This window comes from Bradyrhizobium manausense (assembly GCF_018129685.1).
GTDB lineage: Bacteria > Pseudomonadota > Alphaproteobacteria > Rhizobiales > Xanthobacteraceae > Bradyrhizobium > Bradyrhizobium manausense_D.
On record NZ_JAFCLG010000003.1, the window covers coordinates 407,754 to 426,762 of the forward strand.

A 19,009-nucleotide genomic window follows, 5' to 3' on the forward strand; every position below is an offset into this window, starting at 1 on the left:
AGCTCTTGCGACGAAGCAATCCAATCTGTCACCGCCGAGGTAGTCTGGATTGCTTCGCTGCGCCCGCAATGACGGGGAGAGGGCCTGCCCCCCTTCACATCATCCCCGTCTCTTCCTCTTCCGCCTGTTCGATCAGTTCGTCGCTCACCACGAGCTCGCGGCGAGGAACGACGAAGATCATCATGCAGGCGCAGAGCAGCGAGATCGCCAGCACCGCGGACGTCAGCGGCAGCGTCGTTGCGGAGTGGCCGCCGAGATAGGCGCCGAATTGCGACATCAGTGCGCCGATGCCTTGCTGCAGGAAGCCCATCGCGCCCGACGCGGTACCGGCGGCTTCAGGGCGGATGCTGATGGCGCCGGCGGCGGAATTCGCCATCACGAAGGCATTGCCGACCATCACGATCATCTGCGTGCCAAAGAGCCAGCCAGGTGCTTCGTTCCAGCCGGTGAAGCTCCAGAGCAGGTTCAAGAGGCTGCCGCAGAGCTGCAGGCCCAGCCCGAACCAGATCAGCTTCTCCAGCGAGTGCCGCGGCGCGAAGCGCACGCAGAGCAGATTGCCGACCAGATACGCAAATCCCGTCGTGGCGAACCAGGCGCCATATTCGGCGCTGGTCCGGCCCATCTGGGTCACCACGATGTAGGGACCGCCGCCGGCGAAGGTGAAGATGATCTGCGAGGCCAGCACCTGGCACATGACATAGCCGATGAAGGCGCGGCTCTTGATCAGGCTGCCGACGTCGTTGCGAAAGCCGCCGCTGCCGACTGCACGGTCGCGGCGCGTCTCGGGCAACGCGATCGCAATGCCGACAGAGACCGCGAGCGCGCCGATCGTGACCGCGTAGAAGATCGCGCGCCAGCCGAACGCGGTCTCGATCAGGCCGCCGGTGAGCGGCGAGACCATCTGGCCGATCATCAGGGCGGCGACCACCAGGCTGATCATGGAGGCGACACGGTCGCGCTCGTAGATGTCGCGGATGATGGCGCGGCTGATCACCATGCCGGAGGCGCCGCCAAGCGCCTGGAAGAAGCGTGCCGCGATCAGCTGCGGCAGGGTTTCGGCGAAGATGCAGGCGACGCTCGCCGCGACCATCAGCGCGAGGCCACCAAGCAGCACCGGGCGCCGGCCAAACCTGTCCGACAACGGCCCCATGATCAGCTGCGACAGCGCGATGCCGACCATGTAGAGCGACACCGTCATCTGCGCGATCGAGATGTCGCGTCCGAACGTCGTCGCCAGCACCGGCAGCGCCGGCACCAGAATGTAGAGCGAAATCGGCGCGATCCCGGTCATGACGACGAGCAACAGCAACACCACGCGCGAGGTCGCGATGTCCTTGTTCGCCGCTTCCGGCGGCTTGCTGATCATGCCGTGCATGCGCGTCCGTCTTTCGAGTTCGAGGCGGACTGTAGCGTGTTCGCACAAGACCGAAATCGGCGTTTCGGAATGCGGCCATACGGATTTTGGGACGGTTATGACGAGGGCGCGATGGCGACTGATTGGGCGTGCTTCAAGCCACAAATCCGGTGTCATCGCCCGGCTTGACGGGGCGATCCAGTAGGCCGCGGCCTCTCCGCATACGTTTCTGTCTCTGGAATACTGGATTCCCCGCTTTCGCGGGGAATGACAGCGAAGGGCGGAGAAAGAGCCTTGCGCTGGTCGCGTGGCGCTATACGGGCAAGGCTTAAGCCTTCAGCTCCGCCGTGGCCTGATCGAGCCAGGCCTTGGTCGCCGCATCCAGCGCCGGGCCCACCTCAGCGCGGACACGCGCGTGGTAGGCATTGAGCCAGGCGAGTTCGTCGCGGTTCAGCATCGCGGTGTCGATCAGCCGGCGGTCGATCGGTGCCAAGGTCAGCGTCTCGAATGCGTTCATCGCCTTCTCTGCGCCCTTGATGTCGGCGGCGACGACCAGCTCGAGGTTCTCGATGCGGATGCCGAAAGCGTCGGTCTTGTAATAGCCGGGTTCGTTGGAGAGGATCATGCCGCGCTTGAGCGGCGTGGTGCCCAGCTTGGAGATCCGCGCCGGGCCCTCGTGCACGCTGAGATAGCTGCCGACACCGTGGCCGGTGCCATGCTCGAAATCGACGCCGGCCGCCCAAAGATATTGCCGCGCCAGCGTGTCGAGCTGCGCGCCGGTGGTGCCGTCCGGGAAGACTGCGCGCGCAATCGCCATATGACCGCGCAGCACGCGGGTGAAACGGTCACGCATCTCCTCGGTGGGCTCGCCCACCGCCATGGTGCGGGTCACATCCGTGGTGCCGTCTTCGTATTGCGCGCCGGAATCGATCAGCAGCAAGTCGCCGGGCGCAATGCGCCGGTTGCTCTTGCGGGTGACGCGGTAGTGCACGATGGCGCCGTTCGGGCCGGTGCCGGAGATGGTCGGGAACGACACGTCCCTCAACGCACCGGTATCGCGGCGAAACGTCTCCAGCGCCTCGACCGCATCGATCTCGGTGAGTTTGCCGCTTCCCGCCTCGCGATCGATGAAGGCGAGGAAGCGCGCCAGCGCGATCGCATCGCGCCGGTGCGCGGTCTGCGTGCCCTTGATTTCGGTGGCGTTCTTGACGGCCTTGAGCAGGGCGACCGGATCGCTGCCGCGCACCGGCTTGCCGCCGCTGCCCGTGATCAACCGGCTCAGCGCGTCGGCCGCGGTGGGGTTGTCGAGCGCGATCGCGGCACCGCTTCGAGCGAGCGCCATCAGTGTTGGCGTCAGCGCGTCGGGCTCGCGCACGTCGGCCGATTGCTCGATATGGTCACGGGTGAGGTTGGAGAGCTTGCGGTGATCGATGAACACGGTGGGCCGGCCGACCTTGGGCACCAGCGCGTAGGAGAGCGGGAGCGGCGTATGCGCGACATCGGCGCCGCGGATGTTGAAGGTCCAGGCCACCGCATGGCTGTCGGAGAGAACCAGCGCGTCGGCTCCCAACTTCTCGATCTCGCTTTTGATCTGCGCGAGCTTCTCGGCCTCGGCAACGCCCGCATATTGCACGCCGTGGATCGTGACCGGCGCGACCGGCGGCTGCGGCCGGTCCCGCCAGACTGCGTCGATGGGATTGCTGTCGACCGCGATCAGTTCGGCGCCGGCCTTGGCGCAAGCGGCCGAGAGACGCTCGGCTGCCGCAAAAGTGTGCAGCCAAGGATCAAATCCTAGGCGATCGCCGGCTTTGAGATGGGCCGAGACCCAGCTCTCCGGTGGCGGATCGATCAGCGATTCCACCCCCCACGCCGTGGCATCGACCTGTTTGGCCGCCTGGATCGTGTAGCGGCCGTCGACGAACAATGCGGCTTCCTGGGTCAGCACCACGGCGAGCCCGGCCGAGCCGGTAAAGCCGGTCAGCCAGGCAAGCCGCTCCTCGGACGGCGCCACATATTCGTTCTGCTGCTGATCGGCGCGCGGAACGACGAAGCCGGTCAGCTTGCGGTGGGCGAGTTCTTCACGGAGTGCCGCCAGCCGCGCCGTCAATGCGACGCCGGCCTCGGGCTCTTCGAATGTCTGGAAGTGAGCTTCGAACATGGCTCAGTTTAGGATCATGGAGATCAGTCCGCAATGTAGACGCAATTGGCATCTCATCTGGCATGGACTGTGCTTGAAAATGTTCCATTCGAATTGAGTGGAGTAATGGATGCGGCTGTTGCGCTTCGTCCGGATAACAGGGACACTCGAGCAAGTGGTTCATCTCAACGGCGAGGGGACACACGATGCCAGCGTTCACCTTTGAGAAGATTTCACCACCGGTGCGCCGTGCACCTGCGGCAGCGACGCCAAAGAAGCCGCGCGGCCTCATCAGCCAGATGATGGATCGGTTCGCCGAGCGCCGTGCGAGGCGCGCATTGCGCGCTTCGAAGCGCGGTGACGAGAAGGCGGTGAAGTAGTGCCCCATCGGCGTTTGAGGTTGCTACGAGAGTTTCCTCAGCAGCAGGCTGCTCCACCCCTCGATCCGCAGATGGCGGAGTGGCGCGAGACCTCGCACGCGATAGGCGGCGATCACCGCGGGCGCCTGGTGGGTCAACAGGCCGGAGAGAATGACGTGGGCGCCGGGGGCCAGATGCCGAGTCATCGGGCCGGCCAATTGCCGCAGCGGATTGGCAAGGATGTTGGCGAGCACGAGGTCGAACGGGCCGCTTCTGGCAAAATCCGGTGCGGCGAAGCCGGTCGCCCGGATTACCCGCACGTATTGCCCTGTTTCGTTCAGGGCCGCATTCTCGGCCGCGACCCGCACCGAGGGAGGGTCGATGTCGGAGGCCAGCACCCTCAGATGCAGCGCCTTGGCGGCCGCGATCCCCAGCACGCCGGTACCGGTGCCAAGGTCGAGCACGTGCTTCGGCCGTGCATGTTTCAAGACATGGTCAAGCAGAAGTAAACAGCCGCGCGTGGTGCCGTGGTGGCCCGTGCCGAAAGCGAGCGCCGCTTCGATCTCGATGGCGAGCTTGTTTGGCGCCACGCGGTCGCGGTCGTGGCTGCCATGAACGACGAAGCGTCCGGCCGGCACCGGGACGAGGTCCTCGAGGCTCGCCTTGACCCAGTCCTTGGCCTCGATCGTGTCGAAGGCGAGGGTGGCGGCGATGTCATTTCCTGCTGAAGTTGCAACGAGTTCGCGCAGCAATTCCTGGTCGGGCGCCTCGGCAAAATGCAGCGTGACGTCCCATTGTCCGTCCGGCCGTTCGAAGGCTGCAACGGCCGCCTCGCCCTCGAAAAAGACTTCCGTGAGCAGGTCGACCACGCGCCTGGCGGCAGACTCGTTGCCTATCGAAAAACTGGCGCGATGGGTCGGCAAGGGCTGCATTCGAGGGTTCCGTAGAGTTCAATTTTGGGAACTTTTGTTCCAGTTTTCCGCATAACTTGCAGTCTTCCAGTTAACTAGACCATAGGTTGCACAGGGTAGATGTACGGATGTTGGAGCCAACCGACACACCCTGGAATGGAAATGGAGGCGAGTCTTGAAGTGCATGGTTTCGAAGTTCTGGTCCGATGAATCAGGCGCGACCGCGATCGAATACGGACTGATCGCGGCCGGTATCGCGCTGGCCATCATCACAGTCGTGAACAGCCTGGGCACCACGATGAATGACAAGTTCGGTTCGGTTAGCAGCTCCTTGAAGTAATTTCTGCCTCCCATTTCCCAGCGGGGGGCACTTTTTTCATAGACGGCTTCGTTTGCGACCGCCCGCCGGGGAAATTGCCTCCTGGCGGGCGGAGGTCGTTTTGGGAACCGGGCTCTCGCGCTCTTTGGCCCACAGGTTGTCCACCCGCGATCCCGCGGCCGGTCCACGGTTATACCCGGTCTATCCCGCCCGTTCTCCACAGCTTGCCCCCGCGATTGTACTAGGCCTCTGCCTCAAGCTTCCACGGGTTCGGCGCACCACCGCCAACAGCTCTGTCCACAGCCCGTCCACAGGCTTATCCACGGTTTGCAAACAGTCTGCGGTGATCCCGCAAGATCGCCTGCGCCGCGTTATGGCCCGGCGCGCCGGTGACGCCGCCGCCGGGATGGGCGCCGGAGCCGCAATGGTAGAGGCCTTTCAGCGGCCCGCGATAATCGGCATGGCCCAGCATCGGCCGCGCCGAGAACAGCTGGTTCAGGGTCAGCGCGCCGTGGAAGATGTCGCCGCCGAGCAGGCCGAATTGACGCTCGAGATCGAGCGGGGAGAGGATCTGGCGGCCGAGCACGCTTGCCGCAAAGCCGGGCGCGTAGCTGTCGACCGTCGCGATCATGAGATCGGCCACCTCCTCGCGATGATCGTCCCAGGATTTTCCGTCAGGCAGCTCGGGGGCGACGTGCTGGCAGAACAGGCTCGCGACGTGCTTGCCGGCTGGCGCCAGCGTGTCGTCGAGTGTCGATGGGATCAGCATCTCGACGATCGGCTGGCGGCTCCAGCCCTCGGCCCGCGCATCGAGATAGGCGCGGTCCATATAGCCGAGGCTTGGCGCGAGGATGATGCCGGAGGTGAGGTGATCGCCTTCGCCTGATAGCGCCGCGAAGGAGGGCAGGCGGTCCAGCGCCACGTTCATCCGGAAGGTGCCGGAGCCGTTCTTCCAATGGCGGATGCGCGCGAGGAAATCCCCAGGAAGCGCGTCGGCTGCGATCAGCCGCGTATAGAGCAGCTTTGGATTGACGTTGGCCGCGACATACCTTGCGCGGATCGCCGTGCCGTTCTCCAGCACCACGCCGACGGCGCGGTCGCGCTCGACGATCACCTCGCGCACGCCGGCATCCGTGTCGATTGTCACACCACGCGCCTCTGCGGCGCGGGCCATCGCCTGCGTGATCGCACCCATGCCGCCGATGGCGTGGCCCCAGACGCCCTTCTTGCCGTTCACCTCGCCGAAGGCGTGATGCAGCATCACATAGGCCGAGCCGGCGGCGTAGGGGCTCGCATAATTGCCGACGATGGCATCGAAGCCGAACAGCGCCTTGACGAGATCGTGCTCGAAGCGCTCGTCCAGCATCTCGCCGGCCGAGCGGGTGAAGAGATCGAGCAGACTGCGGCTCTGCTCCAGCGTCAGGCCGCGCAGGATGTTGGCTGTCGAAAGCGCGTTCGCGGCCTCGCGGATGGCGCCAATGCCAAAATGAGCGAGCAGGTTCGGCGGTGCGCGCAGCACGAACTGCCGCAGCACATCCGCGATGTCCTCGAGTTCGCGCGAAAACCCGTCGAGCGCGTCGGCGTCGTGCGCGCTGAGCCGTGCGACCGACGTCTTGGTCCGGCCCTCGCCTGTGAGAAGATAGCTGCCGTCAGGCGCGGGCAGGAAATTCTGCGCGCGGCGCTCGACCACGCGCAAGCCCTGCTCGGCGAGCCCGAGATCGCGGATGACCTGCGGATTGAGCAGGCTGACGGTGTAGGCCGCGACCGAGTTGCGGAAGCCAGGATGAAACTCCTCCGTGACCGCGGCCCCGCCCACCACCTTGCGGCGCTCGACCACGTGCACCCGCAAGCCCGCCATCGCGAGATAGGCCGCGCAGGTGAGGCCGTTATGGCCAGCGCCGATGATGACGACGTCGGTTTCGCTCATGATGTTCCTGGCGTCATTCCGGGTTCGCCTCTTCGAGGCGCCCCGGAATGACGTTCTATATCAAGCATTCCTCGCGGCAACATCACGAGACCATTTATTGCCCGTTCAGGCGCGGTGTGCTCCATTGCGCCGCCCGGCGTCCGCCGGGAGCAAGCCGGAGCTTCCATGGATTCGATCGTGCAACCCGCCGCCACGGAACAGCCGTCGTCGTCGCGCAACCGGCTGCTGCTGGCGGTCTACACCGCCGCGATCTTCGTCAGCGCATTGCTGCTGTTCTCGGCGCAGCCGCTGTTCACGAAAATGGTGCTGCCGCGACTCGGCGGTTCGCCGGCGGTATGGTCCGTGGCGATGGTGTTTTTCCAGTCGCTGCTGCTCGCCGGCTATGCCTATGCGCATCTGCTGATGCAGATCAGGAATCGCGTCGTTCCCGTGGTGGTGCATCTTGCGTTGCTGGTCGTCGCCTTCGTCGCGCTGCCGCTCGGCATCGCCAGCGCTTATGGCGAGCCGCCGGCCTCCGGCTATGCGTTCTGGCTGCTCGGCCTGTTCGTGACGTCGATCGGGCTGCCGTTCTTCGCGCTCGCCGCCAACAATCCGCTGCTGCAAGCCTGGTTCGTCCGCACCGGCCATCCTGACGGGCGCGATCCCTATTTCCTCTATGCCTCCTCCAACATCGGCAGCTTCCTCGCCCTGTTGTCCTATCCGTTTCTGCTCGAGCCGATGTTCACGCTGCACACGCAGAACCGGCTCTGGACCGGGGGCTATGGCCTCTTGATTCTCTTGATCGCCGCCTGCGGCGTGCTGCTGTTGCGCTCGCCGATGCCGGCTGTGGCCGATATGCGGACCGAGGACGCGAATGCGCCGGCGCCTGGCATCGTGACGCGGCTGCGCTGGATCTTCCTTGCCGCGGTGCCGTCAGGCCTGCTCATCGCGGTCACCGCGCATATCTCGACCGACGTCGCGGCCGCGCCGCTGCTGTGGGTGCTGCCGCTGTCGCTGTATCTGCTCACCTGGGTGGTCGTGTTCCAGACGCGGCCGCTGTTGCCGCACAAATGGATGCTGATGCTGCAGCCGCTCGCGATCGCCGGCATCATCGTCCTGCTGGCCTTCGGCGGCGAACAGAATTTGTTGCTCACGCTTGGTGGCCATCAGCTCTGCTTCTTCATCATCGCGATGGCCTGTCACGGCGAATTGGCGCGGACCCGGCCGGCGGCAAAGTATCTCACCGGCTTCTATGTCGCGCTGTCGTTCGGCGGCATGGTTGGTGGTTTCTTTGCCGGCCTCGTGGCGCCCTTCACGTTCTCATGGATCGCCGAATACCCGATCCTGGTCGCGCTTGCGGCGCTGTGCCGGCCGTCGGCGAACGAACGTTTTGCCGGCGTCGTCAAATGGTACTGGCTGGCACTTGCGGTGCTCGCCGCGGCACTGGTTGCGCCGTCTTATACGACGGGCGCACTCTCGACCTGGTTCGAGGACCAGCGCGTCTGGGTCGCCGGCGCCGTTGGGGTGCTCGCAGCGCTGCTGGCGCTCGCGCTCAATGCAGGCCGCTGGAAGATCTTTGCCACCGTCGCGCTCGCGCTCGCTCTGATCCGGATCTATCCGGCCGACGAAGGCCGCGTTACGACGGTGCGCAGCTTCTTCGGCGTGCACAAGATCGTGGAGACGCCGGGCGGCTATTTCCATGTGCTGATGCACGGCACCACGATTCACGGCGCCGAGCGTTTCCGCAACAATGACGGCACGCCGGTCACCGGGCGGCCCGAGCCGATCACCTATTATCACAAGGACGGCGGCATCGGTCAGGCCATCACGGCGATCCGCGAGCGCAAGGGCGCGCCGTTGAAGGTCGCGGCGATCGGCGTCGGTTCGGGCACGCTTGCCTGCGCCGCCGAGCCCGGTGAAGATTGGAAGTTCTTCGAAATCGACCAGTCCATGGTCGATGCCGCGAGCGATCCGAAGAATTTCCGCTTCATCTCGAGCTGCCAGCCGAACTTCAAGCCGGTAATCGGTGACGCACGCCTCACCTTCGCCAGGGAGCCCGATGGCGTCTACGACCTCATCATCGTCGACGCTTATTCGTCGGATGCGATCCCGATTCATCTCGCGACCGAAGAGGCAATGAAGATCTACAAGGACAAGCTCGCGCCGCACGGCGCCGTGGTGATGCACGTCTCTAACCGGCATCTCGATCTCGAACCGGTCGTCGTCGGAATTGCCGATGCCAACGATCTCAAGAGCTGGGTCTTTGATGAGGATTCCGGCCGCGACGCAGACTACATCTTCTCGACCGACGTCGTCATCTCCGCGCGCGAGGCGGCCGATGTCGGTAAGCTCGCGTCTTCCAAGCAGTGGGAGGAGACCGATCCGGACGAGAAGGTGCGGGTCTGGACCGATGATTACTCCAACATCCTCGGCGCACTCTATCGGCGGCTGCGCTACGGCGAGCAGTAATATTCCGCAGTCCGAACGCAGCTTCGTAGTTTGTAGCCCGGATGGAGCGCAGCGCAATCCGGGGTTGTTCGGCACGTGGCACCATTCCCGGATTTCGCTGCGTTCCATCCGGGCTACAAGATAGCTTACGGCTCCACTGGCGTCCCTGCCGGCAGCGCAAGTCCCTTCTCCCCGGCAACCTGACGCAGCAGGTCGGGTCTGTCCGAGATGATGCCGTCGACGCCGTACTCGATCATCCGCGCCATGTCGTCGGGCTTGTTGACGGTCCAGACCACGACGCGCAATCCCAGCGTATGAGCTTCCGCGACAAGCGCCGCAGTCACGTCGCCGAAATAGGGCGACCACACCGCCCCGCCCGCAGCCTTGATCGTGCGGGGCAGCGACCCGCCATGATCAGCCGGGTTGAAGCCCGCCGTCCAACTGGTGGCCTTGTCGAGCGCGTTGGTCGGCGCTGAGCCGCGCTGGAGCGTCAGGTACACGGTCGGAATTTTGGGAGCCTGCTGCTGGACGAGGAGGAGCGTCCGCCAGTCGAACGACTGGATCATGACGCGGTCGGAAAATCCCTCGGCGTCGATCACCCCGAGCAGCTTGGTGACGAAAGCCTGCGGCCCCAGCGATTGATCCGGATGATCCGGATCGATCTTGGTCTCGATGTTGAAGCGGACGCGTTCGTTGCCGGATTTGCGCACCAGTGCGAACAGCTCCTTCAGCGTGGGGATGCGGGTCCCCGGCACGGCGCGCTGGTCGGGAAATTGCTTGGCGTAGGCGGTGTCCGGCCGGATTTGCCCGACGTCGTAGCTCCTGACATCGGCGAACCTTAGCTTGACGAAGGGTGTGCCGGGCGCCGCGATGTAGGCGCCGTCGGCATCCCGCGCGAGATCGGGATTGAGCCCACGCTCATGCGAGATGACGACCTCGCCGTCGGCGGTCACGCCGACATCGAGCTCCAGCGTATCCACGCCCATCGTGAGCGCATTGGCAAAGGCCGGCAGGGTGTTTTCCGGCAACAGCGCTCGCCCGCCGCGATGCGCCTCGATATCGAAAGCCAAATCGAGACCCATGGCCCCTCCCGCGGCGAGAAGACAGATCGTGCCGAGCAGTAACGCAGGACGGAATGACATCATGAACCGCAACGGGCAAGAGGACGGCGGCTGTTGCCGCCAAGGCCGACCCATAGTCGGCATTGGCGGCGCCGTCCACCCGGTGAGGGCACAGCGTCCGGGCGGGCAGACCCATGCGCGGTGGCGCGGGCCCTCAGCGGTCGGGCAACGAGGCCGCAAGCCGGTCAATGGTGGGACGCGGTTTTGCCAGGCGCGGCAGGCTCAAAGGGTTGTCGTCTTCGCCGAGCTCGTCGAGGAAGTCATCGAGCGCGCTGCCGATGAAGCCCTTGACCCGGTCCGAGCCGCGGTCGCTGAGGTCATTGTGCTGGAATTCGGTCCTGACCACCTGGATGCCGGCCTTGGCGCAGGTTTCGTCATCGGGAACGACGCCGGGATCTGGCTTGAATTGCGGATCCTTCGAGCGGAAGGACAGGATCTTGACCTTGCCGTCGGTCACGAACGGCACGCGCAGATTGTCGAGCGTAACGACCTTCTTCACCAGATCCGGATGCAGCTTGGCGAAGTACATCGAGATGTCGCCGCCGTTGGAATGACCGACCAGGGTCAAGTGGCGGTAGTCCGCATTCGGATAGATCTTCTTGAGCTCGTCGATCGTGAACAGGATGTTGGCAATGCCGCGGTTGTATTGCGAACGCCGGCCTACATATTCCTCGCCCGCCTTCGTCACCATCGGATCGTCGGTCGAAAGATCGTGCTGGATGCTGACGACCAGATAGCCGCGAGCTGCGAATGTGTTGGTGAGGAACGAATACTCGGTGTGCTTGACCGTGTTGCCATGGCTGAGGATCACGACGGGAAGATCGATCATTTCCGCGATCGATTCCATCTCGCGGTCGCGTCGGACCGAGACCTCCACGGTGACGTTGCGGTCGCCGCGCAGGATGTCGGCGAACTCCAAGGTGCTGTGACGAATCGCCCATTTCCCGGCAACGAAATAAATGAAGGCCATCAGCGCTGCGACTGAGGCGAAAACGGCAATGCCTCGCTTCATGATAGTCTCCGCTTTCGGTGTTCAAATCCTCAGGGCGGGCTGCCGGCCCCGATGCGGCGGCGCCGCAAACTTCCCGCCGAACGTCCATGCTCAAGCAATAATGGTCGCCGATCGTATTGCTGGTTTTTTGCAGCTGGATGACCGCGTTCCACCGGCGGGGCCCGCGGGCGGGATTCCTCGCGCAAATGTGAGGGGGGATTGCCCGTTTGCAGGCAGGCGAGGCCCGATCGAGGCGTCACCTCCTGGACGGGCCGGATTGGCTTCCCGCTGTCGACAGGGGCTGCTGGCGCCCGTATCCTGCGATCATTGCAATTCGACGCGCGTGACGGGAATTTCGCATGAGCCGCGCCCGCCTGTTCGCTGCCTTTCTTCTAACGTTCCTCATCGGATCGGAGCCAGCCGCCGCCCAGCGCGGCAGCGATTTCGATTCGCTGCTGGCACAGATGAACGCGGCGACACAAAGCGGGCGTTGGGCCGAGGGGCTGGCGGCCGCGCAGAAGCTGGAGGACCAGGTGCGCCGCCGGCAGGGCGCCGACAACATGAACTATGCCGGCGTGCTGCATAACGAAGGCATGTTCCTGCACAATCTGGGCCGCTTCGGAGAAGCCGCCGACAAGCTCAATGCCGCGCTTGCCATCAAGCTCCGCAACAACGACGTCGCCTCGACGCTGCGCACCTCGAACATTCTGGTCGCATCGCTGGGGATGCTCGAGCGCCGGGCGGATGCGGCCACGGTCGCCGAGCGGGCGCTCGCACTTGGCACCCGTGCATTCGGTGCCAACGATGCCCGCCTCTCCGGCACCTTGTCGGCGCTGGGCGGGCTCGCGCGTGACAAGGAGAATTTCACGGAGGCCGCCGGATACTACGAGCGGGCGCTCGCCGGCCTGCAAGCCGTCAATTCGGAACCCTTCGACGTTGCCGGCGCCATGGATGATCTCGGCGACGTCTACGGCCTCCTCGGTCGCTTCGATGACGGCGAGCGCATGCTGAAGCAGGCGCTCGCCCTGTTTGACCGTAGCTTTGGCAAGAACGCCGAAGCAGCGCCGAACTACGACAAGATGCTCAACGATCTCGGCAACCTCTATTTGAGTGCCGGACGACTGTCTGATGCAGAGGCGACCATGCGCCGCTCGCTCGCGATCGGGCAGGCGCGGAACGGTGAAGCGCATCTGAACGTCGCGGGCACCATGGGCAATCTTGCAACTGTCCTGGAGCATGAGGGTCGCTATGCAGAGGCCGAAAAACTCTACCAGCAGACGCTTCAGGCCTATGAACGGACCTTTGGTCCGACCCATCCGACCACGGCGATCGGCCTTAACAATCTCGCCAATGTCTATGTTGCTCAGGGCAAGGTCGAAGCTGCGGCTGGATTGCAGGAGCGCGTTCTCGCGATCTACGAGAAAGCCTTTGGCGACGAGAGTCCCGACGTCGGGCGCGCCCTGCACAATCTCGCAGGCAGCTACGTCAGTCTCGGGCGCAAGGAGCAGGCGATCGCGCTCTATCGGCGTTCGCTCGATGTCATGGAACGCAAGTTCGGCCAGGGCAGCGGTCCGACAGCGCTGGCGGCGAATTCGCTCGGTCAGACCCTGATGGAGATGGGCCGCATGGACGAGGCTGCGCCATATCTCGACCGCTCGCTCGAGATCGACGAGCGCGTTCTCGGCGAGACGCATCCGACGCTTGTCATGGACCTGCGCAGCATTGCCTTTCTGGACCTCAAAACCGGCAACTGGCCGGATGCGAGACGCAGGCTCGATCGCGCGCTTGCGATCGCCCAGGAAAGGCTCGGCCCCCGGCACCACGATACGATCGCAACTCTGATCAATCTTGCGGATGTCGATCGTCGCGAGGGCAAGTGGCGGGACGCGCTGGCGCGGCTGCGACAAGCCGCCGGACTGCTCAATGCGCAAGAGAGTGCCCAGTTCATCCGCTTCCCCGAAATCGACCCCTGGCTGATCGACGCCATCTGGCGCGTCTCTGACGGAAAGCCTGACTCGGCGGCGCGGGACGAAGCCTTCGGCGCTGCGCAGCGGGCGCATGAGACCAGGGCAGGCGCCGCGCTGGCGCAGATGGCAGCTCGCTTCGGCGCCGGTAACGATGCGATCGCGGGTTTGGTCCGGCGGCAGCAGGATCTGAGAGCGAGCCTCGAGACGCTCGGCAAGCGCATCACCTCGGAACTTGGGCAGGCGGATGGAAAGCGCAACGACACGCTGATCGCGAGCCTGCGCGCGCAAGCCGCGCAAACGCAGAAATCGCTCGATGAGGTCACCGCGCAGCTCGACCGCAGCTTTCCCGCCTATGCCGAATTGTCCAATCCGCAGCCACTGTCGATCGTGCAAACTCAATCGCTGTTGAAGCCGGACGAAGCGCTGGTGACGTTCGTCGCGCTTAGCGACAAGACTTTTGCGTTCACGGTGACACGTGAAGCCAGTGCGCTACGCCAGATCGCGCTCGGCAGCCGCGAGATCAGCGCCCGTGTCGCGCATCTGCGGCAGGGGCTCGCTGACCCGGAGGCGGCCAAATCCTCGTTCGACCTCGATGCGTCTTTCGAGCTCTACAACGCCCTGTTCGGCCCGATCGAGACCGATATCGCCGGCAAACCGAAGCTGCTGATCGTCCCGGCGGGGGCGCTGACCAGCCTGCCGTTTCAGGTGCTGGTGACGAAAAAGCCGGACCAGGCATCCGTCGACCGATACCGGCAGGCAGCCTGGCTGCTCAACGAGCGCGCCATCACGGTGCTGCCCTCGGTGCCCAGCCTGCGCGCGCTGCGCAGCTTTGCCAGGGACTCGCGGGCGCAAAAGCCGTTCATCGGCTTCGGCGATCCCGTGTTTCAACAATCGCCCGGCGACAAGCGCGCAGGGCGCAACGTGCAGCCCTACCAGAACTACTATGCGGGCTCCGCGGTCGATCTCGAGCGTCTGCGCACCGGCCTGCCGGCGCTGCCGGAGACGGCGGGCGAGCTCCGGGCCGTGGCGACGGCGCTCGGTGCGTCGCCGCAGGACGACGTCAAGCTTGGGGCGGCCGCGACCGTGACCAACGTCAACCAGCTGCCGCTGGACCAATACCGCGTCGTCGATTTCGCCACCCATGGTCTCGTCGCCGGCGAGGTCAATGGTCTCAGCGAACCTGCGCTCGTACTGACATTGCCTGACAAGCCGACAGATGACGACGATGGTCTGCTGACCGCAAGCCGCGTCGCAAAACTCAAGCTCGATGCCGACTGGGCCGTGCTGTCGGCCTGCAACACCGCCGCGGGCGATACGCCGGGCGCAGAAGGCCTGTCGGGGCTCGCGCGCGCCTTCTTCTATGCCGGCGCACGCGCGCTGCTGGTTTCGCACTGGCCGGTCGATTCAGACGCGGCCGTGCGCCTGACCACGGGCGCCTTCTCCGAACTCACCGCGCATCCCGGCATCGGCCGCGCCGAAGCGCTGCGGCGCTCGATGAGGGCCTTGATTGCGGACCGCTCGTCGCCCCGCAATGCCGATCCGGCCGTCTGGGCGCCGTTCGTGCTGGTCGGCGAGGGCGGTTGACGGGGGCCGAGGAAAGCCGAAACTGCTCCGAAAAAGACCGGGAGCGATTCATATGCGTCTTGTTCTCATCGCAACGATGGCGGCTCTGATGGTTGGACAGGCGGCAGCTAAGGACGTGTTGTCGGGCGCGAGCCTCTATGCCGATGTGGCACGCTACGCCTCGTTCGGCCTGCACCGCTTCGGCTCATCAGGCGATCGCGCCACGGCTGACTGGATTGCAGGCGAGCTGTCCGGGGCCGGCTACGCGATCAGGTTCCAGCCCGTTGTGCTCGGCCGGCAATATGTCGTGGAGCGGGCGAGCGCGGAGGCGGCCGGCACGGTGGTCGAGGCGACGCCGTTCTGGTGGCCGCCGCAAGACAAGGCAGGCTTCCACCTGTCCGCGCCGCTCGTCCGGGATGGCGATGTCGCCGGCAAGATTCTCTGGGTCGATCTGCCGTTTGATCGCGGCGCCTATCTCGGCCCGGCGCATCGTGCGGCGATCACCGAAGCCGCGGCAAAAAAGCCCGCCGCCATCCTGTTGATGATCGGCAATCCCGCCGACGATCGCTTTGCCTACAACGTCACGCAGGAAGACGCACTCTGGCCGGTGCCGGTGATGGTGGTCGGCGCCAAGGCGCGTGACACATTCGACCGTGCGCGCGCCTCGGGCGCGCCGGTGACGTTCGATGTGACCGGGCATTACGAGAGCAACGTGTCGGGGCGCAATGTTATCGCCGAGGCCGGCGTCGGCCGCGGGCCGACCATCGTCGTCTCCACGCCGATGACCGGCTGGTACTCCTGTGTCTGCGAGCGCGGTCCAGGCATTGCCAACTTCCTCGCTTTGGCGCGCACGGCCGCGGCGGAAAACTGGCCGGCGCATCTCGTCTTCATCGCGACCGCCGGCCACGAGATCGGCCATGGCGGCATGGAGTTGTTTTTGAAAGAGGGCGCGCCGCCGCCAACGGAGACGCTGGCCTGGATTCACTTCGGTTCGTCGAATGCATGCTACGCCTTTGCGGAAGGCGTTCGCACGGTCAGGGCTGAGCAAGAGCGCTATCTCGTGCTGAGCAAGTCAGCCGTCGCGCTGATCGACGAGGCCTTTGCCTCGGTTGCAGCCAAACGTCTGGTGACGGAGAAGCAGGCGGTCGGTGAGCTGCGCGACGTCCATGCGGCGGGCTACGCCAATTTTCTCGGCATGGCCGGCCGCCATCAAACCTTCCACACGCCCGCGGACGATCTCAGCGCGACCGGGCCCGAGATCCTCGAGCCGGTCGCGCGCGCATTCGTCGATGCTGCGCGGAAAATCGTCGAACGCGGCGACGCCGCGTTCAAGCAATAGCGTCAGTTCTGGTAGTAGTAATTGCGCGGCTGATAATACTGACGCGGCTGCGGCTGATAGTAATAGCCCTGCTGCTGGCTATAGGCCGGGTCGTAGGTCTGCTGCGGTTGCGGCAGTTGCTGGTAGACCTGCGTGCCGTAGGGGCGGGTGATCGGGTGCGGCGCCGGATAGCGAGCGCCGGTGTCGCTGCCGTCAGCAGGATAGATGTAGTTGTCATCCTGCTGCATATAGCGCCGCCCGGGCTGCTGCATTGGCGGCGTCAGGTTCACCGGGTCGCCTGAGGTGGCGTATTGCTGGTCTGCCGGCTGCTGGGCGCGGGCAACTGCGTTGTTCGGGCGGCCGCGCGGCATACGGGCCAGCGCCACCTGCGCCGAGCCGGTCAGCGTCACCGTGGTGTTGAGCACGCCTTGCTCCTGCACCAGCGCGTAGAGCGTCGAGGCGTTCTGGCGCGACAGCCGCACGCAGCCATGCGAGGCCGGCGTGCCCAATCGCCCCACCGAGTCGGTGCCGTGAATGGCGTGCCCGGCCTTGGTGAAGAAGATCGAGTGCGGCATCGGCGCGTCGTCGAATTCCTTCGAGAAGTGATCTTCTTCCATGCGGAAGGCGCGGAAGGCGCCGTTCGGCGTCTCGCGCGAGGGGATGCCGGTCGAGACCGGCCAGTGATAGCGCGTCACGCCGTCGACCACGACGGTCATCTGCTGATTGTCCTTGTCGACCGTAATGTCGACCTTGGCCTGCGCGGTGCCCGCGCTCAACAGCATCAAGGATGTAAACGCTATGAAAAAGGAACGCATCTGACGTCTGGCCTCCGGCCTGTTCACGCTAGAGCATGATCCGGAAAAGTGTGTCGCGGTTTTCCGAAAAGATCATGCTCAACAATAACGCCGCGGCTCTCCGTCTCCCGGCCTGCAATATGCCTGCAATCCGGCTTTCGTTCCAGCGGCCTGCCCACCCATCGTTAACGCGATGCCGGGCGTAAGCAAGGCCGCTTGGTGCCGCGCCGGCGCTGGTCGTGCTGACATTTTCGCGAGCGGACCGGCGTTCATAAACGCCGACAATTCGTCACAAAGGCGCAACCATTGGGCCGCCCCGGCGTTGCAAACGTGCCTACCAATTGGCGGCCATCGCCGCCGTCTACTCCGGGGACTCAAGATGAACAAAGCTCGTATCGTCGCCGCGCAGTTGCCGGCGGGCCGACCCGTTCGCCTGCTTTTCGCAGGCGCAGCCGTCCTTCTTGCCCTGGCTTGCGTGCCGCAAGCCGGTCACGCCCAGGGCATCGTGCGTGGCGCCCAGGAAGGCTCGTACGAGGGTAACCGCATCGCTGGTCCCGTGGGCGGTGCTGTCGGCGGCGTCGTCGGCGCGGGTGTCGGTGGCGCGGTCGGCGCTGTCGACGGCATTCTGGGAATCCCCTATCACGGGCACCGACACTGTCGCGGTTACTATGATGGGTACCACCACTTCCGTTGTTACCGCTAATCAGGCCAGAGCAGGCCGCGAGCGCCGCTATTTGGCGCTCGCTTGGGCACCGTCGAGCTTCTTGAACTCGCCGGTTTCCTTCGACTCGGGAGGCCTGTACTCACGCTTGGAGTCGTCGTCCTCCGGCGCGGTGTAGGGAAACTTCACGACGTCCTGATAGCCCCAGGTGGTGATGCCGGTCTTGGACAATTCCTCGCCAATGGAGTGGTCCTGCGTCACATTATTGGCGGACCAGCAGGAGTGGAAACGGACCTCGGCACCGTCGACGGGCTTTCCGTTCTTGGCATCCTTGCACAGCGCGTCCTTGACCTGCTTGGCAAAAGCCTTGAACGCGTCGCCGCCCGCGCCCTGCTGCAGGGCGTCGCCGCCGAGATGGTAGGGCTTGTCGCCGTCGCCGCCCTCATAGGTCGGGTAAGGCACGGTGAGCGAGCCGTCCTGATAGCCGTGCCCGAAGAACATGATCCGCTTGCAGCATTTGTTGCCCTCGGTGAGCTTCTTCAGGGCATCGGGAATCTTGTTGTCCTTGGTGACGGTCTGCTCGCTATTTGAACCTTTCAGCGAGGCCTTGAGCGCCTGCGCGCTGCCCTTGAGGTCGGTATTGGTTGCGCCATCAGGCGCGTCGATCTGGCCGGGCGGATATTCGATGATCAGGAAGCAATCGTCGATGGCCGTCATAGCCTGGCCGGTATCTTTCTTCTTGTCGTCGGTCTTCTTGTCGTCGGTCTTGGCGGTCTTGTTGTCGCCGTCCTTCTTTTTCTTGTCGTTGCCGTCCTTGCGGCCATAGCGCTTCGGCTCGCTCGGATTGCCCTTGGTCGAGACGTTCGAATTTTGCTCGATGGCGCGGCCGAGCTCGATACCGATCCCGATGCCGGCGCCGATATTGCGGTCGCGCTCACTGCCCCGATCTTCATGCACGCGATCGCCGCCGCGCGATCCGATCCCGATATCAAGTTGCGCATGGGCCGGCGCGCACGGGCCGAGCGTCAAGCAGGTCTGAACCAACAGAAGCGCAGCGAGAAGACGAAACACGAATGGAAACGGCCACGCGATGCCCTGAGACATGATCGGCCTCCAAATCGGTTAAACACAAATGCAGTATCGGGTGGGGATTGTTTGCC

Annotated in this window: 14 protein-coding genes; 6 read left to right on the forward strand and 8 right to left on the reverse strand. The window is 64.6% G+C overall.

What is annotated here, in order from left to right; genetic code table 11:
* Nucleotides 1-94: 94 nt before the first annotated feature.
* The gene (locus tag JQ621_RS12280) at nucleotides 95-1,375 is read right to left on the reverse strand and encodes a multidrug effflux MFS transporter (RefSeq protein ID WP_212234954.1); all 1,281 of its coding nucleotides are present in this window, start codon (nucleotides 1,373-1,375) and stop codon (nucleotides 95-97) included.
* Between the two features lie 307 nt (nucleotides 1,376-1,682).
* Nucleotides 1,683-3,512: an aminopeptidase P family protein gene (locus JQ621_RS12285; protein WP_212234955.1), complete on the reverse strand. Its 1,830-nt coding sequence runs from the start codon at nucleotides 3,510-3,512 to the stop codon at nucleotides 1,683-1,685.
* A 185-nt stretch (nucleotides 3,513-3,697) separates the two neighbouring features.
* Between JQ621_RS12285 and JQ621_RS12290 the strand changes: the two genes are divergently transcribed.
* Nucleotides 3,698-3,871, forward strand: coding sequence for a hypothetical protein (locus JQ621_RS12290; RefSeq protein ID WP_212234956.1), 174 nt, complete (start codon nucleotides 3,698-3,700; stop codon nucleotides 3,869-3,871).
* A gap of 23 nt (nucleotides 3,872-3,894) precedes the next feature.
* Here JQ621_RS12290 and JQ621_RS12295 read toward each other — a convergent pair whose 3' ends face one another.
* Nucleotides 3,895-4,782 (reverse strand): 50S ribosomal protein L11 methyltransferase, encoded by an 888-nt coding sequence (locus JQ621_RS12295; RefSeq protein ID WP_212234957.1) that lies wholly within the window; start codon nucleotides 4,780-4,782, stop codon nucleotides 3,895-3,897.
* A 163-nt stretch (nucleotides 4,783-4,945) separates the two neighbouring features.
* Between JQ621_RS12295 and JQ621_RS12300 the strand changes: the two genes are divergently transcribed.
* Nucleotides 4,946-5,101: a Flp family type IVb pilin gene (locus JQ621_RS12300; protein ID WP_376708088.1), complete on the forward strand. Its 156-nt coding sequence runs from the start codon at nucleotides 4,946-4,948 to the stop codon at nucleotides 5,099-5,101.
* A 295-nt stretch (nucleotides 5,102-5,396) separates the two neighbouring features.
* Here the strand turns inward: JQ621_RS12300 and JQ621_RS12305 are convergent, their stop codons facing one another.
* A complete protein-coding gene (locus tag JQ621_RS12305) occupies nucleotides 5,397-7,007 on the reverse strand; it encodes a phytoene desaturase family protein (RefSeq protein WP_212234959.1) in 1,611 nt (536 codons plus the stop codon).
* 165 nt (nucleotides 7,008-7,172) lie between these two features.
* Here JQ621_RS12305 and JQ621_RS12310 point away from each other — a divergent pair, with 165 nt between their 5' ends.
* A complete protein-coding gene (locus tag JQ621_RS12310) occupies nucleotides 7,173-9,455 on the forward strand; it encodes a fused MFS/spermidine synthase (protein ID WP_212234960.1) in 2,283 nt (760 codons plus the stop codon).
* A gap of 125 nt (nucleotides 9,456-9,580) precedes the next feature.
* Here JQ621_RS12310 and JQ621_RS12315 read toward each other — a convergent pair whose 3' ends face one another.
* Together JQ621_RS12315 and JQ621_RS12320 are read right to left on the reverse strand one after the other, a co-directional pair.
* Entirely contained in the window at nucleotides 9,581-10,516 is a 936-nt protein-coding gene (locus JQ621_RS12315; RefSeq protein ID WP_249125193.1) for a glycerophosphodiester phosphodiesterase, read from the reverse strand.
* Between the two features lie 193 nt (nucleotides 10,517-10,709).
* A complete protein-coding gene (locus JQ621_RS12320) occupies nucleotides 10,710-11,567 on the reverse strand; it encodes an alpha/beta fold hydrolase (protein WP_212234961.1) in 858 nt (285 codons plus the stop codon).
* Between the two features lie 338 nt (nucleotides 11,568-11,905).
* Between JQ621_RS12320 and JQ621_RS12325 the strand changes: the two genes are divergently transcribed.
* Together JQ621_RS12325 and JQ621_RS12330 are read left to right on the forward strand one after the other, a co-directional pair.
* On the forward strand, nucleotides 11,906-15,097 hold the full coding sequence (locus tag JQ621_RS12325) for a CHAT domain-containing tetratricopeptide repeat protein (protein WP_212234962.1): 3,192 nt from the start codon (nucleotides 11,906-11,908) through the stop codon (nucleotides 15,095-15,097).
* Between the two features lie 52 nt (nucleotides 15,098-15,149).
* The gene (locus JQ621_RS12330; protein WP_212234963.1) at nucleotides 15,150-16,415 is read left to right on the forward strand and encodes a hypothetical protein; all 1,266 of its coding nucleotides are present in this window, start codon (nucleotides 15,150-15,152) and stop codon (nucleotides 16,413-16,415) included.
* 2 nt (nucleotides 16,416-16,417) lie between these two features.
* Here JQ621_RS12330 and JQ621_RS12335 read toward each other — a convergent pair whose 3' ends face one another.
* Nucleotides 16,418-17,209 carry a L,D-transpeptidase gene (locus JQ621_RS12335; RefSeq protein ID WP_212234964.1) on the reverse strand — a complete coding sequence of 264 codons (792 nt, stop codon included), beginning with the start codon at nucleotides 17,207-17,209 and terminating at the stop codon, nucleotides 16,418-16,420.
* 358 nt (nucleotides 17,210-17,567) lie between these two features.
* Between JQ621_RS12335 and JQ621_RS35440 the strand changes: the two genes are divergently transcribed.
* Entirely contained in the window at nucleotides 17,568-17,891 is a 324-nt protein-coding gene (locus JQ621_RS35440; protein WP_249125195.1) for a hypothetical protein, read from the forward strand.
* 27 nt (nucleotides 17,892-17,918) lie between these two features.
* Here JQ621_RS35440 and JQ621_RS12345 read toward each other — a convergent pair whose 3' ends face one another.
* Entirely contained in the window at nucleotides 17,919-18,953 is a 1,035-nt protein-coding gene (locus tag JQ621_RS12345; protein WP_212234966.1) for a hypothetical protein, read from the reverse strand.
* Nucleotides 18,954-19,009 lie beyond the last annotated feature (56 nt).